This is a genomic window from Pseudomonas sp. 22189, from assembly GCF_052045635.1.
Taxonomy (GTDB): Bacteria; Pseudomonadota; Gammaproteobacteria; order Pseudomonadales; family Pseudomonadaceae; genus Aquipseudomonas; species Aquipseudomonas parakoreensis.
The window spans coordinates 191605-209571 of the sequence record NZ_JBQEPG010000008.1 but is presented as its reverse complement, the minus strand read 5'-3'; the positions used below and the strand labels follow the sequence as shown (position 1 = coordinate 209571).

Annotated in this window: 14 protein-coding genes; 13 read left to right on the top strand and 1 reads right to left on the bottom strand. The window is 63.3% G+C overall.

Translation table 11 applies throughout. The features are described from left to right. The first annotated feature begins 9 nt into the window (after positions 1–9). The 13 genes from ACTJKS_RS11150 to madM all read left to right on the top strand — a co-directional run bounded on the left by ACTJKS_RS11150 (position 10) and on the right by madM (position 16880). Positions 10–2064 carry a methyl-accepting chemotaxis protein gene (locus tag ACTJKS_RS11150; RefSeq protein WP_108184083.1) on the top strand — a complete coding sequence of 685 codons (2055 nt, stop codon included), beginning with the start codon at positions 10–12 and terminating at the stop codon, positions 2062–2064. 11 nt (positions 2065–2075) lie between these two features. Continuing rightward, positions 2076–7988 carry an Hpt domain-containing protein gene (locus ACTJKS_RS11145; protein ID WP_108184082.1) on the top strand — a complete coding sequence of 1971 codons (5913 nt, stop codon included), beginning with the start codon at positions 2076–2078 and terminating at the stop codon, positions 7986–7988. Beyond that, complete coding sequence (locus ACTJKS_RS11140) at positions 7981–8451, top strand: chemotaxis protein CheW (RefSeq protein WP_108184081.1); 471 nt, start codon at positions 7981–7983, stop codon at positions 8449–8451. Before ACTJKS_RS11145 ends, ACTJKS_RS11140 begins: the two co-directional genes overlap by 8 nt. A 532-nt stretch (positions 8452–8983) precedes the next feature. After that, a complete protein-coding gene (locus tag ACTJKS_RS11135; RefSeq protein WP_108184079.1) occupies positions 8984–9349 on the top strand; it encodes a DUF6124 family protein in 366 nt (121 codons plus the stop codon). 283 nt (positions 9350–9632) lie between these two features. Continuing rightward, positions 9633–11303: a malonate decarboxylase subunit alpha gene (gene mdcA / locus ACTJKS_RS11130; RefSeq protein ID WP_108184078.1), complete on the top strand. Its 1671-nt coding sequence runs from the start codon at positions 9633–9635 to the stop codon at positions 11301–11303. Next, complete coding sequence (locus tag ACTJKS_RS11125) at positions 11303–12175, top strand: triphosphoribosyl-dephospho-CoA synthase (protein ID WP_142579901.1); 873 nt, start codon at positions 11303–11305, stop codon at positions 12173–12175. Before mdcA ends, ACTJKS_RS11125 begins: the two co-directional genes overlap by 1 nt. Then, on the top strand, positions 12175–12474 hold the full coding sequence (locus ACTJKS_RS11120; protein ID WP_108184075.1) for a malonate decarboxylase subunit delta: 300 nt from the start codon (positions 12175–12177) through the stop codon (positions 12472–12474). Before ACTJKS_RS11125 ends, ACTJKS_RS11120 begins: the two co-directional genes overlap by 1 nt. Beyond that, a complete protein-coding gene (locus tag ACTJKS_RS11115; RefSeq protein WP_108184074.1) occupies positions 12467–13318 on the top strand; it encodes a biotin-independent malonate decarboxylase subunit beta in 852 nt (283 codons plus the stop codon). The genes ACTJKS_RS11120 and ACTJKS_RS11115 overlap by 8 nt, the downstream gene beginning before the upstream one ends. Beyond that, complete coding sequence (mdcE, locus tag ACTJKS_RS11110) at positions 13315–14100, top strand: biotin-independent malonate decarboxylase subunit gamma (RefSeq protein ID WP_108184073.1); 786 nt, start codon at positions 13315–13317, stop codon at positions 14098–14100. The genes ACTJKS_RS11115 and mdcE overlap by 4 nt, the downstream gene beginning before the upstream one ends. After that, positions 14094–14714 carry a malonate decarboxylase holo-ACP synthase gene (locus ACTJKS_RS11105; protein ID WP_086793636.1) on the top strand — a complete coding sequence of 207 codons (621 nt, stop codon included), beginning with the start codon at positions 14094–14096 and terminating at the stop codon, positions 14712–14714. Before mdcE ends, ACTJKS_RS11105 begins: the two co-directional genes overlap by 7 nt. Continuing rightward, a complete protein-coding gene (mdcH, locus tag ACTJKS_RS11100) occupies positions 14711–15631 on the top strand; it encodes a malonate decarboxylase subunit epsilon (protein ID WP_108184072.1) in 921 nt (306 codons plus the stop codon). The genes ACTJKS_RS11105 and mdcH overlap by 4 nt, the downstream gene beginning before the upstream one ends. Before the next feature lie 66 nt (positions 15632–15697). Further along, complete coding sequence (gene madL, locus ACTJKS_RS11095) at positions 15698–16114, top strand: malonate transporter subunit MadL (RefSeq protein ID WP_108184071.1); 417 nt, start codon at positions 15698–15700, stop codon at positions 16112–16114. A 1-nt stretch (position 16115) separates the two neighbouring features. Next, positions 16116–16880, top strand: a complete 765-nt coding sequence (gene madM / locus ACTJKS_RS11090; protein ID WP_103485191.1) for a malonate transporter subunit MadM — start codon at positions 16116–16118, stop codon at positions 16878–16880. A gap of 137 nt (positions 16881–17017) precedes the next feature. Here madM and ACTJKS_RS11085 read toward each other — a convergent pair whose 3' ends face one another. Then, positions 17018–17932 (bottom strand): LysR family transcriptional regulator, encoded by a 915-nt coding sequence (locus ACTJKS_RS11085; protein WP_108184070.1) that lies wholly within the window; start codon positions 17930–17932, stop codon positions 17018–17020. Positions 17933–17967: the final 35 nt, after the last annotated feature.

Sequence of the window (17967 nt, the reverse complement as noted above, 5' to 3'; positions counted from 1 at the left end):
CGAGGACCGATGACAAAAGCAAAAACAGGCAAGTCGGCAGAAGGGTCGCGCAGTCGTTCGCAGATCATCGTGCTGTTCATCGCACTGATCGTGTTCATCATGCTGCTGTTCGCCAACTTCGCCTATCTCAACACCCAGGCCAATTACGACAAGCAGTACATCGGCCACGCCGGTGAACTGCGGGTGCTGTCGCAACGCATCGCCAAGAACGCCACCGAGGCCGCCGCCGGCAAGGCCGCTGCGTTCAAGCTGCTGAGCGATGCGCGCAACGATTTTGCCCAGCGCTGGGGTTACCTGAAGAAGGGCGACCCGGCCACCGGCCTGCCACCCGCGCCCGCCACCGTGCGCCCGGAAATGCGCGCCGTGCAGCTGGACTGGGAACGCCTGCTGAAAAACACCGACGCGATTCTCTCCAGCGAACAGACCGTACTCTCGCTGCATCAGGTCGCCGCGACCCTGGCCGAAACTGTGCCGCAGTTGCAGATCGAATACGAAAAAGTCGTCGAAATTCTCCTGCAACGCGGCGCCCCGGCGGCGCAAGTGGCGATGGCCCAGCGTCAATCGCTGCTGGCCGAACGCATTCTCGGCGCGGTCAACACCGTGCTCGCTGGCGACGAAAATTCGCAGCAGGCCGCCGACGCTTTTGGCCGCGACGCCACCCGTTTCGGCCAGGTGCTCAACGGCATGCTGCAGGGCAACCCGACCCTGAAAATCAGCCAGGTCGAAGACCGCGACGCCCGTGCGCGCCTGAGTGAAATTTCCGAGCTGTTCCAGTTCGTCTCAGGCTCCGTGGACGAAATCCTCGAAACCTCGCCGGAGCTGTTCAAGGTCCGTGAATCGGCGAGCAACATCTTCAGCCTGTCGCAGACCCTGCTTGATGAGGCTTCACACCTCGCCAGCGGTTTCGAAAACCTTGCCGGCGGGCGCAGCACCGACACCATTGGCGGCTACGTGCTGGGCTTGCTGGCGCTGGCCTCGATCATCCTGATCGGCATGGTCATGGTCCGCGAAACCAATCGCCAGTTGCGCGAGACCGCCGAGAAGAACGAGCGTAACCAGAACGCGATCATGCGCCTGCTCGACGAGATCGAAGACCTCGCCGACGGTGACCTGACGGTGACCGCCTCGGTGACCGAAGACTTCACCGGGACCATCGCCGATTCGATCAACTATTCGGTCGACCAACTGCGCGATCTGGTCGCGACCATCAACCTTACTGCCGGCCAGGTGGCTGCCGCCGTGCAGGAAACCCAGGCCACTGCCATGCACCTGGCCCAGGCCTCGGAGCATCAGGCGCAGCAGATTTCCGAAGCCTCGACCGCGATCAGCGACATGGCCCAGTCCATCGATCAGGTGTCGGCCAACGCCGCTGAGTCCTCGGCGGTGGCCGAGCGTTCCGTGGAAATTGCCAACAAGGGCAACGAGGTGGTGCACAACACCATCCACGGCATGGACAATATCCGCGAACAGATTCAGGACACCGCCAAACGCATCAAGCGCCTCGGCGAGTCGTCCCAGGAAATCGGCGACATCGTCAGCCTGATCGACGACATTGCCGACCAGACCAACATCCTCGCGCTCAACGCGGCGATTCAGGCCTCGATGGCCGGGGACGCCGGACGCGGTTTTGCCGTAGTTGCCGATGAAGTGCAGCGGCTGGCCGAGCGCTCGTCCGCCGCCACCCGGCAGATCGAAACGCTGGTGAGGGCGATTCAGACCGACACCAACGAAGCGGTGATTTCCATGGAGCAGACCACCACCGAAGTGGTGCGCGGCGCCCGACTGGCGCAGGATGCCGGAGTGGCACTGGAAGAAATCGAAGGCGTTTCGAAAACCCTCGCCGCGTTGATTCAAAGCATCTCCAACGCGGCGCAGCAGCAGACCTCGTCGGCCGGGCAGATCTCGCTGACGATGAACGTGATTCAGCAGATCACCACGCAGACCTCGTCCGGCTCCACCGCCACCGCCGAGAGCATCGGCAATCTGGCGAAAATGGCCAGTCAGCTGCGCCGTTCGGTATCCGGTTTCACCTTGCCGTCGGCGTCCGCGACGGACAAGGCGTGAGTGGAGTGGTTATGGGTGACCGGCACGACTACGTGGCCCTCGAATGGGTCAAGGGTGAAATTGCCGAAACGCTGAAACAGGCGCATCAGGCAATTGAAGCCGTGCTCGATGACCCGCAGGCCGCGCCGGGGCTGGATGAGTGTCTGGCCTATATCCATCAGGTGCACGGCAGTTTGCAGATGGTCGAGTTCTACGGCGCGGCGTTGCTGGCCGAAGAAATGGAGCATCTGGTCGAAGCCTTGCAGCAGGGGCGCGTCGCCCATCGGGACGAAGCCCTGCACCTGCTGCTGCAAGCCTTCGGGCAATTGCCGATCTATCTCGATCGGGTGCAGAGCGCCCGCCGCGATCTGCCGCTGGTGGTGCTGCCGCTGATCAACGACCTGCGCAGTGCCCGCGGCGACAGCCTGCTCTCGGAAACCAGCCTGTTCAGCCCGCCACTGCCGGACTTGCCGCCGTTGAGCGCAGAAGCCTTGGCCGCGCTGGAGCCGGCCGAGTGGCCCAACGTGCTGCGCAAGTTGCGCCAGATGCTGCAAATGGCGCTGGTCGGGTTGCTGCGCGAGCAGGATGACCAGACCCACCTCGACTACCTGGCGAAAGTCTTCCAGCGCCTCGAAGCGCTGAGCGCCAATGCGCCGTTGAGCCCGCTGTGGCAGGTCGCTTCAGCGCTGGTCGAAGGCATGCGCGAAGGCGCCATCGCCAACAGTCCGGCGCTGCGCAGCCTGTTCAAGGACGCCGACAAGGAACTCAAGCGCCTGCTCGAACAAGGCCCGCGCGGCCTCAATCAGCCGCCCCCGCCGGAGTTGCTGAAAAGCCTGCTGTTCTATATTGCCAAAGCCGAACATCCCACCGGGCAGATGCTGACCATGAAAGATCGCTACTCCCTGGACGACGCGTTGCCCGACAGCGCGATGGTCGACGAAGAACGCGCGCGCCTGGCCGGCCCCGACCGCGATGCGATGCGCTCGGTGCTGGCGGCGCTATGCGAAGAGCTGGTGCGGGTCAAGGAGCGCCTCGACCTGTTCGTGCGCAGCGACCGTCAGCACACCTCCGATCTGGAGAGTCTGCTGGCGCCGCTGCGGCAGATCGCCGACACCCTCGCGGTGCTCGGTTTCGGCCAGCCGCGCAAAGTCATCATCGATCAACTGGCGGTGGTGCTCAGCCTCGCTCAGGGCCAGCTCGAACCGAACGACGCGACCCTGATGGACGTTGCCGGCGCGCTGCTTTACGTCGAAGCCAACCTCGCCGGAATGGTCGGCACCGTCGAGCCGGAAAGCCCCGAAGACGCGCGCCTGCCGACCACCGACCTGACGCAGATCCATCAGATCGTGATCAAGGAAGCACGCATCTGCCTGCAACAGGCCAAGGACATGATCGTCGATTACATCGACGCCGACTGGGATCGCCAGCAACTGCAACCGTTGCCGGAACTGCTGACCCAGGTGCGCGGCGCGCTGGCGATGATTCCGTTGAGCCGCGCGGCGAGTCTGGTCGAAGCCTGCAACAGCTTCATTCGCGAGCATTTGCTGCTCGATCCGCACGAGCCGGGCTGGCAGCAACTGGATCATCTGGCCGACGTCATCACCAGCCTCGAGTATTACCTCGAACGCCTGAGCGACGACCCGCAAGCGCCGAATGAACAACTGCTGGATGTTGCACAGAAGAGCCTCGCCAGCCTCGGTTTCTTTCCTGACGAGCCACCCGGCGAACCTCACGTGCCGCTGCTCGACGATGTGCTCAGCCCCAGCGAAGCGCTGGTGATGCAGGATCTGCAAGCGCTGGATGACCCCGATACCGTGCAGTCGCTGGCCGAGGTGCTGGCCAGTCCGGTATCGGCAGTCAACCCGCCGGCCTTGATCACCCCCGGCAGCCTGATGCCACCACCGGCCGATGAAGAACCGGTGGACGATGAACTGCGCGAAGTGTTCCTCGAAGAGACCGACGAAGTCCTCGAAGTCCTGCACGAATACCTGCCGCGCTGGTCGGCTGACACCCATGACCGCGCCGCCCTGACCGAACTGCGTCGGGCCTTTCACACCTTGAAGGGCAGCGGGCGCATGGTTCGTGCGCTGATCCTTGGCGAACTGGCCTGGGCGGTGGAAAACCTGCTCAACCGCGTGCTGGAACACAGCGTCGAACCTGGCGCGCAGGTGCAGCAGTTGCTCACCGACACGGTGTTGCTGCTGCCGGAACTGATCAGCGAATTCGCCACTCAGCGCCAGCGTCAGCGCAGCGATGTCGATCAACTGGCGGCCCGCGCGCATGCGCTGGCCAAAGGTGTCGAGCCGCTGGCGGCCGAAGACATCGATGACGTGGCGGCCCTCGATCCGCTGTTGCTGGAGATCTTTCGCAACGAGGCTGAAACCCACCTCGCCAGCCTCAACCGCTTCCTCGATCAGGCCGCCGAGCATGTGCCGCTGCCGGCCAGCGACGAATTGCAGCGCGCCTTGCACACGCTCAAGGGCAGTGCGTCGATGGCCGGCGTGTTGCCGATTGCCGAACTGGCCGCGCCGCTGGATAAGCTGGCGCGCGAGTTCAAGGCGCATCAGTTGCCGCTGGACCTCGATGAAGTGGAGTTGCTCCTCGAAGCCGAAGGCTTGTTCCGCGTTGGTTTGCGCCAGCTCAAGCACGATCCGCTGGCGCCGATTGTTGGTGCGCAGTCGCTGATCAAACGCACCGAAACGCTGCTGGCCGAACGTCTGGAAGCGATCCTCAGCGCGCCGAACACCGGCCTGCGGATCAAGCGCGATCCGCAACTGATCAACAACTTCCTCGCCCAGGGCATGGACATCCTGCTCGATGCCGAAAGCCTGTTGCAACGCTGGCAGCAACACCCCGGCGAGCGTCAGGAACTCAGCGCGCTGCTGGATGAGCTGACCACGTTGGGCGAAGGCGCGCACCTCGCCGATCTGCTGCCGGTGGATGTGTTGTGCGAAGCCTTGCTCGACCTCTACGGCGCGGTCGAAGAAAGCAGCCTGGCGGTCAGCGACAGGTTTTTCCACGAAGCCCAGAGCGCCCACGAAGCGCTGATCAACATGCTCGACGAACTGGCTGCCGGCCAGGAAGTTACCCCGCAGCCGCAGCGCATCCGCGCCTTGCACGAACTGCTGGATGAAAGCCTCGATCCGACGGCGATGGGGCTGATCCGCAGCGACGGCAGCCGCACTTTGAGCATCAGCGAACTGGGTGCCGCCACCGCCGAACTGTCCCGCGCCAATGTCGAGACTGCGCCGGACGACGAGATCGTCGAGATTTTCCTCGAAGAAGCGGTAGACATTCTCGACAGCGCCGGGCAAGCCTTGCAACGCTGGCTGAGCGACCCGGACAACGCTGCGCCGCTGTCGTCGTTGCAGCGCGATTTGCACACGCTGAAGGGTGGCGCGCGGATGGCCGAGGTCGACGCCATCGGCGATCTGGCCCATGAGCTGGAAAGCCTTTACGAAGGGCTGGTGGATCGTCGCTACAGTCACAGCGAGGCGCTGGGCCGCTTGCTGCACAAGGGCCATGACCGCCTGGCCTTGTTGCTGGAGCTGTTGCAGGCGCATCAACCATTGCGCCCGGCGCAGGATCTGATCGAGACGATCCGCCAGTTCCGCCAGGGCGCCGCCGGTACTGCCGAAGCGGCGCAACCGACGGCTGAATCAGACAGCGCGGCGCATGATCCGGAGCTGCTGGACATCTTCCTCGAAGAGGGTTTCGACATCATCGAAAGCTCCGGCGCGGCGTTGCTGCGCTGGCAGGCCGAGCCGGGCAATCGGCAGGAAGTGGAAACCCTGCTGCGCGATCTGCACACGCTCAAGGGCGGCGCGCGGATGGTCGAGATCGGCCCGATCGGCGACCTCGCCCATGAGCTCGAATTCCTTTACGAAAGCCTCGCCACCGGCGTGCTGCAGCCGTCCGCCGAACTGTTCGCGCTGGTGCAGCGCGGGCATGACCGCCTGGCGCAGATGCTCGACGGCGTGCGCGCCGGGCAGCCATGCCCGCCGGCGGATCGGCTGATCAATGCGATCCAGAATTTCAGCCATCCGGCGACCCCCGACACGCCGCCGTTGCTGCCGATTCCGGCCAAGACCGAGCCTGCGGCACCCGCCGCTGATGCCGGCGCGGACATGGTCAAGGTCTCCGCCGAACTGCTCGATGAGCTGGTCAACCTGGCCGGGGAAACCTCGATTTTCCGTGGGCGTATCGAGCAGCAAGTCAGCGATGCGCAAACCGCGCTGAACGAGATGGAAACCACCATCGAACGCATGCGCGATCAGTTGCGCCGGCTCGACACCGAAACCCAGGGGCGGATCCTCAGCCGTCAGCAAGTCGATGCCGAACGCCTCGGTTACGAAGAGTTCGACCCGCTGGAAATGGATCGTCATTCGCAGTTGCAGCAACTGTCGCGGGCGCTGTTCGAATCCGCTTCCGACCTGCTTGACCTCAAGGAAACCCTCGAGCGCCGTAATCTCGACGCCGAGAACCTGTTGCAGCAGCAGGGGCGAATCAATACCGAATTGCAGGAAGGCCTGATGCGCACGCGCATGGTGCCGTTCGAACGGATGTTGCCGCGCCTCAAACGCATCGTGCGGCAGGTCGCCGAAGAGCTGAACAAGGACGTCGCCTTCATCATCGGCAACGCCGAAGGCGAGATGGATCGCAACGTGCTGGAGCGCATGGCCGCGCCGCTGGAGCACATGCTGCGCAACGCCGTCGACCATGGTCTGGAGTCGGCCGAAGTGCGGCTGGCGGCGGGCAAACCGGCGCAGGGCACGATCACCCTGGACCTGACCCGCGAGGGTGGCGACATCGTTTTCGATATTCGCGACGACGGCGCCGGGGTGCCGCTGGACGCGGTGCGGCGCAAGGCGATCAAGCGCGGCCTGCTCGCACCGGACGCCGAGATCAGCGACCGCGACGTGCTGCAGTTCATCCTGCAGCCGGGCTTTTCCACCGCGGAAAAGATCACCCAGATTTCCGGACGCGGCGTCGGCATGGACGTGGTTCACGAAGAAGTCCGCCAGCTCGGCGGCACCATGAGCATCGACTCGGTGCCGGGGCAGGGCGTGCATTTCCGGATTCGTCTGCCGTTCACCGTGTCGGTCAACCGCGCGCTGATGGTGCAGTGCGGGGAGGATCAGTATGCGATTCCGCTGAACACCATCGAAGGCATCGTCCGGGTGTTGCCGAATGATCTGGAAGCGCACTACCGCAACGATCCGCCGAGCTACCACTACGCCGGTCAGCGCTATGAATTGTGTTATCTGGGCGAGCTGCTGAAAACCGTGCCACGCCCCAAACTGCTCGGCCAGAGCCTGCCATTGCCGGTGCTGCTGGTGCAGTGCAATGACCGGCACATCGCGGTGCAGGTCGATGCGATGGCCGGCACTCGCGAGATTGTGGTCAAGAGCCTCGGCCCGCAGTTTGCGGCGGTGCAGGGCGTGTCCGGGGCGACGATTCTCGGCGATGGCCGGGTGGTGCTGATTCTTGATTTGCTCGCGCCGATCCGCGCGATGCAGGCGCGGATCGCCCAGCATCCGGCGCAGGCGGACATCGACAGTGAGCCGCAAAAACCCCTGCTGGTACTGGTGGTCGACGACTCGGTCACCGTGCGCAAGGTCACCAGCCGTTTGCTCGAACGCCACGGCATGAACGTGCTGACCGCCAAGGACGGCGTCGACGCGATGCTGCTGCTCGAAGAACACATGCCTGACCTGATGCTGCTCGACATTGAAATGCCGCGCATGGACGGTTTCGAAGTCGCCACCCAGGTGCGCCACGACGAACGCCTGCAGCACCTGCCGATCATCATGATCACCTCGCGCACCGGGCAGAAACACCGCGACCGCGCGATGGCCATCGGCGTCAACGACTACCTCGGCAAGCCGTATCAGGAATCGGTGCTGCTCGAAAGCATTGCCCACTGGAGCAAGAAACATGCATGAGCGCCGCCACAACGCGCGCAGCAGCCAACTCACCGGCCTGTTGCTGCCACTGGCCGACCGCAACCTGATCCTGCCCAACGTCGCCGTCGCCGAGCTCATCGACTATCAGGCCAGCGCCTTCGACCTCGACACCCCGCCGTGGTACCTGGGGCGGGTGAGCTGGCGGGAGCGGCAGATTCCGCTGCTGAGTTTCGAGTCGGCGTGCGGGCAGAAAATCGTCATCGGCGAACGCGCGCGGATCGTCATCCTCAATGCCCTCGGCGGCTTGCCGCAGCTGAAATTCATCGCGCTGCTGGTGCAGGGGATCCCGCGTTCATACAAGCTCGACAGTCAGTTGAGTTATGTCGATGTGCCGTTGTGTGCGCTGGAGCAGGCGGCGGTGCAGGTCGGGGAACAGGTGGCCAAGGTCCCGGATTTGTTGGGGTTGGAGCAGTTGTTGGTGAAGGCTGGGCTGGTTCACTGATCCAGCCTTTGTGCTGCCCTGACTGGCCCTATCGCTGGCAAGCCAGCTCCCACAGTGTCCGCGTCGTATTCGGATTTTGTGAGTCACACAAAACCCTGTGGGAGCTGGCTTGCCAGCGATGGGGCCAGTTGAATCAGCAAATTCTTACAGGCAAATCTTCAATTTCTGCAGTGCAATAAACACATTCTGGCACAGCTGTTTAAAGACACTCAGTGTTACGCCTCACCAGCCTACAAATCCTTGCGCCACTGCCTACGCATGCACCAGAATCCGCCGGCTTGTGCGCCCTCGGCAGCCTGCGTAACTTGATTGCGTCACTGATTCCCAGTGATCGGGTTTAGCAGCCCGGCTTCGTTTTATTCCGGTCGTACAAGTCTCATCCGGTCAGGCATTCGCCTGCGCTTGATGGTGGCTGTGTGCATGGCACCTTCGGGTGCGCCGGGTTCCGGAATGACCGGTCTGCTAACTTGCGCACAGCCGCCACCCTACCGTTTAGCAGCGAGATGGTGCGGCCTCACAGAGGTACATTCCGATGTTCAAAGTAACACCTAACCCGCCGGTCACCGACACGGCATCCCCCTACGAAGCCCCCGAATCAAAGAAATTCCACGAAGCCGCCGAACGCGCCCTCGACCATTACCTCGGCCCGCCAAAACCCGACCTCATGGCCACGCCCTACACCCCCAACACGCTGTACATGGCCAACCCCGACGCCGACAGCGAATCCCTGCTGGCCGACGCCAGTGAATCCCTCGGCTCGGCCACGGTCATGCTCAACAATCATGCGGCGCTGGTGCAAGGCACGCACCTCAAGACGCTGCAGGGCATTGCTCAGGTGGTGATGGTGGCGGAGCTGGCGGTAAATCGGGTGTTGGATAAGTTGGTGCCGACGAACTGAGAAGCGCAATGCCTTCCCCTGTAGGAGCTGCGGCACGCTGCGATCTTTTGATCTTGATTCTGAGGATCAAAAGATCGCAGCCTCGTTTCACTCGACAGCTCCTACAGGGGATTTGGGTTGTCACATAGTGATTGAACAACCCAAAACCCTGTGGGAGCGAGCTTGCTCGCGAAGGCGTCGTCAAACGTTACGCTCAGCGTAATGATTCACCACCGCGCTTGATTGATGCCCCCACCCCACACTCCTAAGGTAGCTCCACGACAGCGAACCCCGTGGAGTGAGCATGACAACAACAATTTCCCCCGACTCGCGCTGGACGCGGCGGCGTGACGAGAAGCAGCGGCGTCTCGACAAGGTGCGCGGGCTGGCCGACGGTGTGGTGTTGCCCAGCGACAAGATCGTCGCCGCGCTTGAAGCGTTGATCCATCCCGGCGACCGGGTGGTGCTGGAGGGCAACAACCAGAAGCAGGCGGATTTCCTTTCCCGTTCGCTGGCCAAAGCCGATCCGGCCAAGCTGCATGATCTGCACATGATCATGCCCAGCGTCGGTCGCTCCGAGCATCTGGATCTGTTCGAACGCGGCATCGCCCGCAAGCTCGATTTCTCCTTCGCTGGCACCCAGAGCCTGCGCATCAGCCAGTTGCTCGAAGACGGCTTGCTGGAAGTCGGCGCGATTCACACCTACATCGAACTCTACGCGCGGCTGGTGGTGGACTTGATCCCCAACGTCGTGCTCTCGGCCGGGTTCATGGCCGACCGCGCCGGCAATATCTACACCGGCCCCAGCACCGAAGACACCCCGGCACTGATCGAACCGGCGGCCTTCAGCGACGGCATCGTCATCGTCCAGGTCAACCAATTGGTCGATGACGTCAGCGAACTGCCGCGCGTCGACATCCCGGCCTCGTGGGTGGATTTCGTGGTGGTGGCCGACAAGCCGTTCTACATCGAACCGCTGTTCACCCGCGACCCACGGCACATCAAACCGGTGCACGTGTTGATGGCGATGATGGCGATCCGCGGGATCTACGAAAAACACAACGTGCAGTCGCTCAACCACGGCATCGGTTTCAACACCGCTGCCATTGAGTTGATCCTGCCGACCTACGGCGAATCCCTCGGCCTCAAAGGCAAGATCTGCCGCAACTGGACGCTCAACCCGCACCCGACCCTGATCCCGGCGATCGAGAGCGGTTGGGTCGAGAGCGTGCATTGCTTCGGCACCGAACTGGGCATGGAAAACTACATCGCCGCGCGCCCGGACGTGTTCTTCACCGGCCGCGACGGCTCGCTGCGCTCCAACCGGATGTTCTGCCAACTGGCGGGGCAGTACGCGGTGGATCTGTTTATCGGCGCAACGTTGCAAGTCGATGGCGACGGCCATTCTTCGACCGTCACCCGTGGTCGCCTCGCCGGTTTCGGCGGCGCGCCGAACATGGGCCACGACCCGCGCGGTCGGCGTCACGGCACCCCGGCGTGGCTCGACATGCGCCACGACGACGCGCCGCAACCGATGCTCGAACGCGGCAAGAAACTTGTCGTGCAAATGGTCGAGACCTTCCAGGAGGGCGGCAAACCGACCTTCGTCGAAACCCTCGACGCGGTGGAAGTGGCGAAGAAAAGCGGTATGCCGCTGGCGCCGATCATGATCTACGGCGACGACGTCACCCACCTGCTCACCGAAGAAGGCATCGCCTACCTGTACAAAGCGCGCTCGCTGGAAGAGCGCCAGGCGATGATTGCAGCGGTCGCCGGCGTCACCGCCATCGGCCTGCGCCACAACCCGAAAGACACTGAACGCATGCGCCGCGAAGGCCTGATCGCTTTGCCCGAAGACCTCGGCATCCGCCGCACCGACGCCACCCGCGAACTGCTGGCGGCGAAAAGTGTGGCCGATCTGGTCGAGTGGTCCGGCGGCCTGTACAACCCGCCCGCCAAGTTCAGGAGCTGGTAATGCACGCACTCAATCTGCAAGCGAAACCCCTGAGCCTGAGCGAACGCATGGCCGATCTGGCGGTGGATGCGCTGATCGACGAAGCCGATCTCTCGCCGAAACCGGCGCTGGTCGACCGGCGTGGCAATGGCGCACACACCGATCTGCACTTGGGCCTGATGCACGCTTCGGCGTTGTCGTTATGGCCGGCGTTCAAGGAAATGGCTGAAGCGGCGGTGGACATCGGCGAAGTCGATTCAGCGTTGCGCGAAGCGATTGGCCGCCTCGGTCGCGAAGGCGAGCAAGCGATGCTCGCGACCACCAACGGGGTGAATACCCATCGCGGGGCGATCTGGGCCTTGGGCCTGTTGATCACCGCTGCTGCACTGGAACCGAAATCCTCAAGCGCCAACGCCGTCTCTCTTCGCGCCGCACGTCTGGCCTTGCTGGATGATCGCTACGCACCAAAACCGCTGAGCCACGGCGCTCAGGTCGCCCTGCGTTACGGCGCACGCGGTGCCCGTGAGGAAGCGCAACTCGGCTTCCCGTCCGTGCTGCAACGCGGCCTGCCGCAACTCAAACGCAGCCGCGCCAACGGTCACGGCGAACAGAATGCCCGGCTCGATGCGCTACTGGCGATCATGACCGATCTGGCCGACACCTGCGTGCTCTACCGCGCTGGTGAACAGGGCCTGCACGCTATGCAGCAAGGCGCGCAAGCGGTGCTCGACGCTGGCGGCAGCGCCAGCCTCACCGGGCGTCGGCGCCTGCACGCACTGGATCAACAACTCATCGCATTGAATGCCTCGCCCGGTGGCGCCGCCGACTTGCTCGCCGCCACGCTGCTGCTCGATCGAATCGAGCGCGACGGCATCCTTCAGGGAGCGTTTTGATGGAAACCTTATCCTTTGAATTCTCCGCCGGGCAGCCGCCGCGCGGGCGCGCGCTGGTCGGTTGTGTCGGCTCGGGCGATCTGGAAGTGCTGATCGAACCGGGGCTGGCCGGCAAGCTGACGATCAATGTGCAGACCTCGGTCAACGGTGCGCAGCAGCGCTGGCAGCATCTGTTCGCGCGGATGTTCGACGGCACCACGCCACCGGCGATGGCCATCGATATCCACGATTTCGGCGCCACGCCGGGGGTGGTGCGTCTGCGTCTGGAACAAGGTTTCGAGGAGATCGGCCATGACTGACAGCACAGCGCTGTTGCACAAGCACAGCTTTGTCGAACTCGGTGCGCGGCAACGGGCGAAAGCCTTGCTCGACGCCGGAACCTTCCGCGAATTGCTCGACCCGTTTCAACGGGTCATGTCGCCGTGGCTCGAACGTCAGGGCGTGGTGCCGCAAGCCGATGACGGCGTGGTGATCGCCAAGGGCAGCGTCGACGGTTTGCCGGTGGTGATCGCCGCCATCGAAGGCGCGTTCCAGGGCGGCAGCCTCGGCGAAGTCGGCGGGGCGAAGATTGCCGGCGCGCTGGAACTGGCCGCCGAAGACAACCGCAAGGGCATCCCGACGCGCGTCGTGTTGCTGCTGGAAACCGGTGGCGTGCGCTTGCAGGAAGCCAATCTCGGGTTGGCGGCGATTGCCGATATTCATGCGGCGATTGTCGATTTGCAGCAGTACCAACCGGTGGTCGGTGTGGTGGCGGGCAGCGTCGGTTGCTTCGGCGGCATGTCGATTGCCGCTGCGCTGTGCAGCTATTTGCTGGTGACTCAGGAAGCGCGCCTTGGGTTGAACGGCCCACAGGTGATCGAGCAGGAAGCCGGGATCGAGGAATACGACTCCCGCGACCGGCCCTTCATCTGGAGCCTGACCGGTGGCGAACAGCGTTTCGCCAGCGGCTTGGTGGATCGTTACGTCGCCGATGATGTGGCAAAGATTCGCCAGCAGGTCGGTGCGTTGCTGCAACAGGGTTTGCCAACGCGACCGCGCAGTCAGCGTGCCGATTGGTTTTTGCAACGCCTGAACCGTTTGGACACTGGCAAGCAAATCGAACCGTCGGTGGTTCGCGATCTGTATCAAGGAGAGCGCTCATGAGTGGTTATTCGGTGCGCGGTTTGAACTGGTTCAACGCCCTGAGCGCGGGTGCGAAAGCGGTGAAGGGTTTGCCGCCCTCGTTGAAGGTGGCCGATGGCGAACTCGGACGATTGATCGCTGTGGTCGCTGACCCCGACAACCGTTTCCCACGGGCTCGCAACGGCGAAGTCGGATTGCTCGAAGGCTGGGGCCTGGCCAAGGCGGTGGATGACGCAATCACGGCAGATCGCGACAACACACGGAAACGCCCGATCATCGCCATCGTCGACGTCCCGAGCCAGGCTTACGGTCGTCGCGAAGAAGCCCTCGGCATTCATCAGGCCCTGGCCGGTGCGGCGGACAGTTATGCCCGCGCCCGTCTGGCCGGGCATCCGGTGATTGCACTGCTGGTGGGCAAGGCCATGTCCGGGGCGTTTCTGGCCCACGGTTATCAGGCCAACCGCTTGATTGCCCTGCGCGATCCCGGGGTGATGGTGCATGCGATGGGCAAGGCCTCGGCGGCGCGAGTGACGCTGCGCAGTGTCGAGGAACTGGAAGCACTGGCCGCCAGCGTGCCGCCGATGGCCTATGACATCGACAGCTACGCCAGCCTCGGATTGCTCTGGGAAACCCTCTCGGTGCAGCAGATCGAGCAGCCGACGGCGGAGGATCTGGCGCGGGTGACCGGGTGCCTGAAACAGGCTATCGACGATATCTCCGGCACTGACTTGCGCAAGCGTCTCGGCGCGAAAAATCGTGAAGCCTCCAGCCGCGTGCGTGAACTGCTGAGGGCGCAGTGGTGAACCTGCCACTGGCCCACGATCTGCTGTGGGGCATGACCCCGGCGCAGTTGCCGGCGGATGCGCCGCAGTGGGCAGTCGAATCGCTGGCTGCCGGGCAACCGGTGGTGGTGCGGCGGGCGGTGAGCGCTGAAGGTTTGGTCGCGGTGGGCGTGCGCGGTGTGTTCCGTGAGCAGCGGCTGGCGGCGTTTATGGCGCTCGATTCGATTGCCTGTCGGGTCAGCCCCGAAGCGCTTTGTCATGTCGATTGCGCGCGCGATCTGCCAGTGATGCAGGCCCTCAAACAACTGCGGCCGATGCTCGATGATTGCGGTTGGGTCTGGGGCATCAGCGGCAGTGTCGGGTTTGAGCTGGCCAGTGGATTTGTCGCGATGCACGCGGCCAGCGATCTCGATCTGATTCTGCGTACACCGCAGCTGATTACCCGCAATCAGGCACGCAAACTGGTCGAGCTCTTTGATCAAGCCGTGTGCCGGGTCGACATGCAATTGCAGACGCCGTTCGGTGCAGTCGCGTTGCGCGAATGGGCCGGCGGGTCTGCACGGGTGCTGCTGAAAAACGCCCATCAAGCCTGTCTGGTCGCTGACCCGTGGAACCCGCAGGAGCAGGCAGCGTGAGCAGCCTGTTGGTGTTCCCCGGCCAGGGCGCGCAGCAACCGGGCATGCTCCAGCGTTTGCCCCGGGCAACCTTGACCGAGGCCAGCGAGGTGCTCGGTGAAGATGTCGCGCGGCTCGATTCTGCCGACGCGTTGCGCAGCACCCGGGCGGTTCAGCTGTGCCTGTTGATCGCCGGGGTCGCTGCTTCACGACAATTGCTGCAGGACGGACTCACGGCGGATTACGTCGCCGGCCTGTCCATCGGCGCATACCCGGCAGCGGTGGTCGCCGGGGCGCTGAGCTTCAGCGATGCGTTAAATCTGGTCAGTCTGCGTGGCGAGTTAATGCAGCAGGCTTATCCACAGGGCTATGGCATGACCGCAATCATCGGTCTGCAATTATCCACCGTCGAAACGCTGCTGGCGCAGGTGCACAGCGCGGAGTCGCCGGTGTACCTGGCCAATATCAATGCCGATAACCAGGTGGTGATTGCCGGCAGCGACGCGGCGATGCAAGCGGTGGCGGAGCTGGCGCGCAGTCGTGGCGCCGGTCTGGCGAAACGCCTGGCGGTGAGCGTGCCGTCGCACTGCCCGTTACTGGAGGCACCGGCGCAAACCCTCGCCGAGGCTTTCGTCAAAGTTGAACTGAAGACTCCGAAAATCGCTTACCTGAGTGGCAGTCGCGCGCGTCCGCTGATCAAGACTGACGCCCTGCGCGACGATCTCGCGTTCAACATGTGCCGCGTGGTGGACTGGCGCGGCACCGTGCAAAGCGCTTACGAGCGCGGCGTGCGTTTACAGATCGAACTGCCGCCCGGTGCGGTGCTGACCGGGCTGGCGCGCCGGGTGTTCGAATCGGGCACGGTCACTGCCTTCGACAGTGCGCGTCTGGACACCTTGCAGGCGCTGTTGCGAGAGGAGGGTGGCCGCCGACCCTAAACCGCCGCGACTCAGGCTTCGAACAACAAAAACAACATTCGACGATGCACTTTGAGGACTACAACAATGATTATTTACGGTGTGGCGCTGTTGGCGATCTGTACGCTGGCAGGGGTGATCATGGGCGACATGCTCGGCGTGTTGCTGGGCGTCAAATCCAACGTCGGCGGGGTCGGCATCGCCATGATCCTGCTGATCTGCGCGCGGTTGTGGATGCAGAAACGCGGCGGCATGACCGAGGATTGCGAGATGGGCGTCGGCTTCTGGGGCGCGATGTACATTCCGGTGGTGGTGGCGATGGCCGCGCAACAGAACGTCGTCACCGCCCTGCACGGCGGCCCGGTGGCGGTGCTGGCGGCCATCGGTTCGGTGGTGGTGTGTGGCTGCACCATTGCCCTGATCAGCCGCACTCATAAAGGTGAGCCATTGCCTGACGAACCGGTGGAAGTCACCCCGGTCGGCACCCCGGTAGGAGGTCGCTGACATGTGGGCACTCATTGAAAACGGTCTGGAACACAATGGCCTGATCACCGCGTTCGCTTTCGTCGGCGTGATCATGTGGGTCTCGGTGATTCTCTCCAAACGCCTGACCTTCGGGCGCATTCACGGCTCGGCGATTGCCATCGTCATCGGTCTGGTGCTGGCCTGGGTTGGCGGCACTCTGACCGGTGGTCAGAAAGGCCTGGCGGATCTGACGCTGTTCTCCGGCATCGGCCTGATGGGCGGGGCGATGCTGCGTGATTTCGCGATTGTCGCCACGGCGTTCGAAGTGCAGGCGACCGAGGCGAAGAAGGCCGGGTTGATTGGCGTGATCGCGCTGCTGCTCGGTACGATCCTGCCGTTCATTGTCGGCGCGTGTATGGCTTGGGCCTTCGGCTATCGCGATGCGGTAAGCATGACCACCATCGGCGCGGGCGCGGTGACCTACATCGTCGGTCCAGTGACTGGTGCGGCTATTGGCGCGACCTCGGATGTGATGGCGCTGTCGATTGCCACCGGGTTGATCAAGGCGATTCTGGTGATGGTCGGCACGCCGGTCGCGGCGCGCTGGATGGGCCTGGATAACCCGCGCTCGGCGATGGTGTTCGGTGGTCTGGCCGGGACGGTGAGTGGGGTGACCGCAGGGCTGGCGGCGACGGATCGGCGGTTGGTGCCTTATGGGGCGTTGACGGCGACGTTCCACACCGGGCTTGGCTGTTTGCTTGGGCCTTCGCTGTTGTTCTTCATTGTTCGCGGGATTGTTGGCTGACTTTCGGATTCTGTGTTGTCGGGTCTAACGCCATCGCTGGCAAGCCAGCTCCCACAGGTTTTGTGTTGTAAGAAGATTTCTGAATCAGCACAAAACCCTGTGGGAGCTGGCTTGCCAGCGATGTAGGCGACGCGGTGTCAGGCCTGGCGATTGGCATACATCCGACACTCCGCCAGCAACGCCAGCAGATTCGGATCGCGCTCCTTGGCCTTCAAGAACACCACGCCAATATGCTGCTGCAAGCGGTACTTCTCCTGCAACGGGATCAGCTTCACGCGGTTCTCGTACACCGCCGCAATCCTTCCTGGCAGCAGCGCATAGCCGACCCCGGAGCTGACCATGCTCAGCAGGGTGAAGATGTCGTTGACTTGCATCGCCACCTTCGGCTCGAACCCCGCCTGTTTGAACACCCGGATGCCGTCCTGGTGGGTGGCGAAGCCTTGGGTCAGGGTGATGAAGGTTTCATCGCGCACTTCAGCCAGATCGACTTCCTGACGCTGGGCGAATCTTGAATCTGCCGGTGTGGCGAGGAAAATGTCGTCGGAGAACAGCGGGATCTGCTCGCAGTCCGGGTCGCTGACGGTGTCGTCCAGCGACACCAGAATCGCATCGACTTCCATGTTCTTCAGCTTGTACAGCAGGTCGATGTTGGAGCCGAGGATAAGGTCGATGTTGAGTTCGCTGCGGCGGATCTTCAGGCCCATGATCAGTTGCGGTACGGTTTTCACCGTCAGCGAGTACAGCGAGCCGAGTTTGAAGCGTTCAGCGGAGAACCCGGCGGCCTCGCGGGTCAGGCGCACACTCTCGACCACGTCCTGGATCAGCTTCTGCGCGCGTTCTTCGAGCACGTAGGCGCTTTCCAGTGGCGTCAGGTTGCGCCCTTCGTGCTTGAACAGCGGGCAGCGCAGGGCGCTTTCCAGCGAATGGATCGCCCGGTGCACGCTGACATTGCTGGTCTGCAACTCGACAGCGGCGCGCGCCAGGTTGCCGGTGCGCATGAAGGCGAGGAACACCTCGAGTTTTTTCAGGGTCAATTCTTCGTCGATCAGCATGGCGCGGACTCTTTTTAGAATGCGTCGATTGTGCC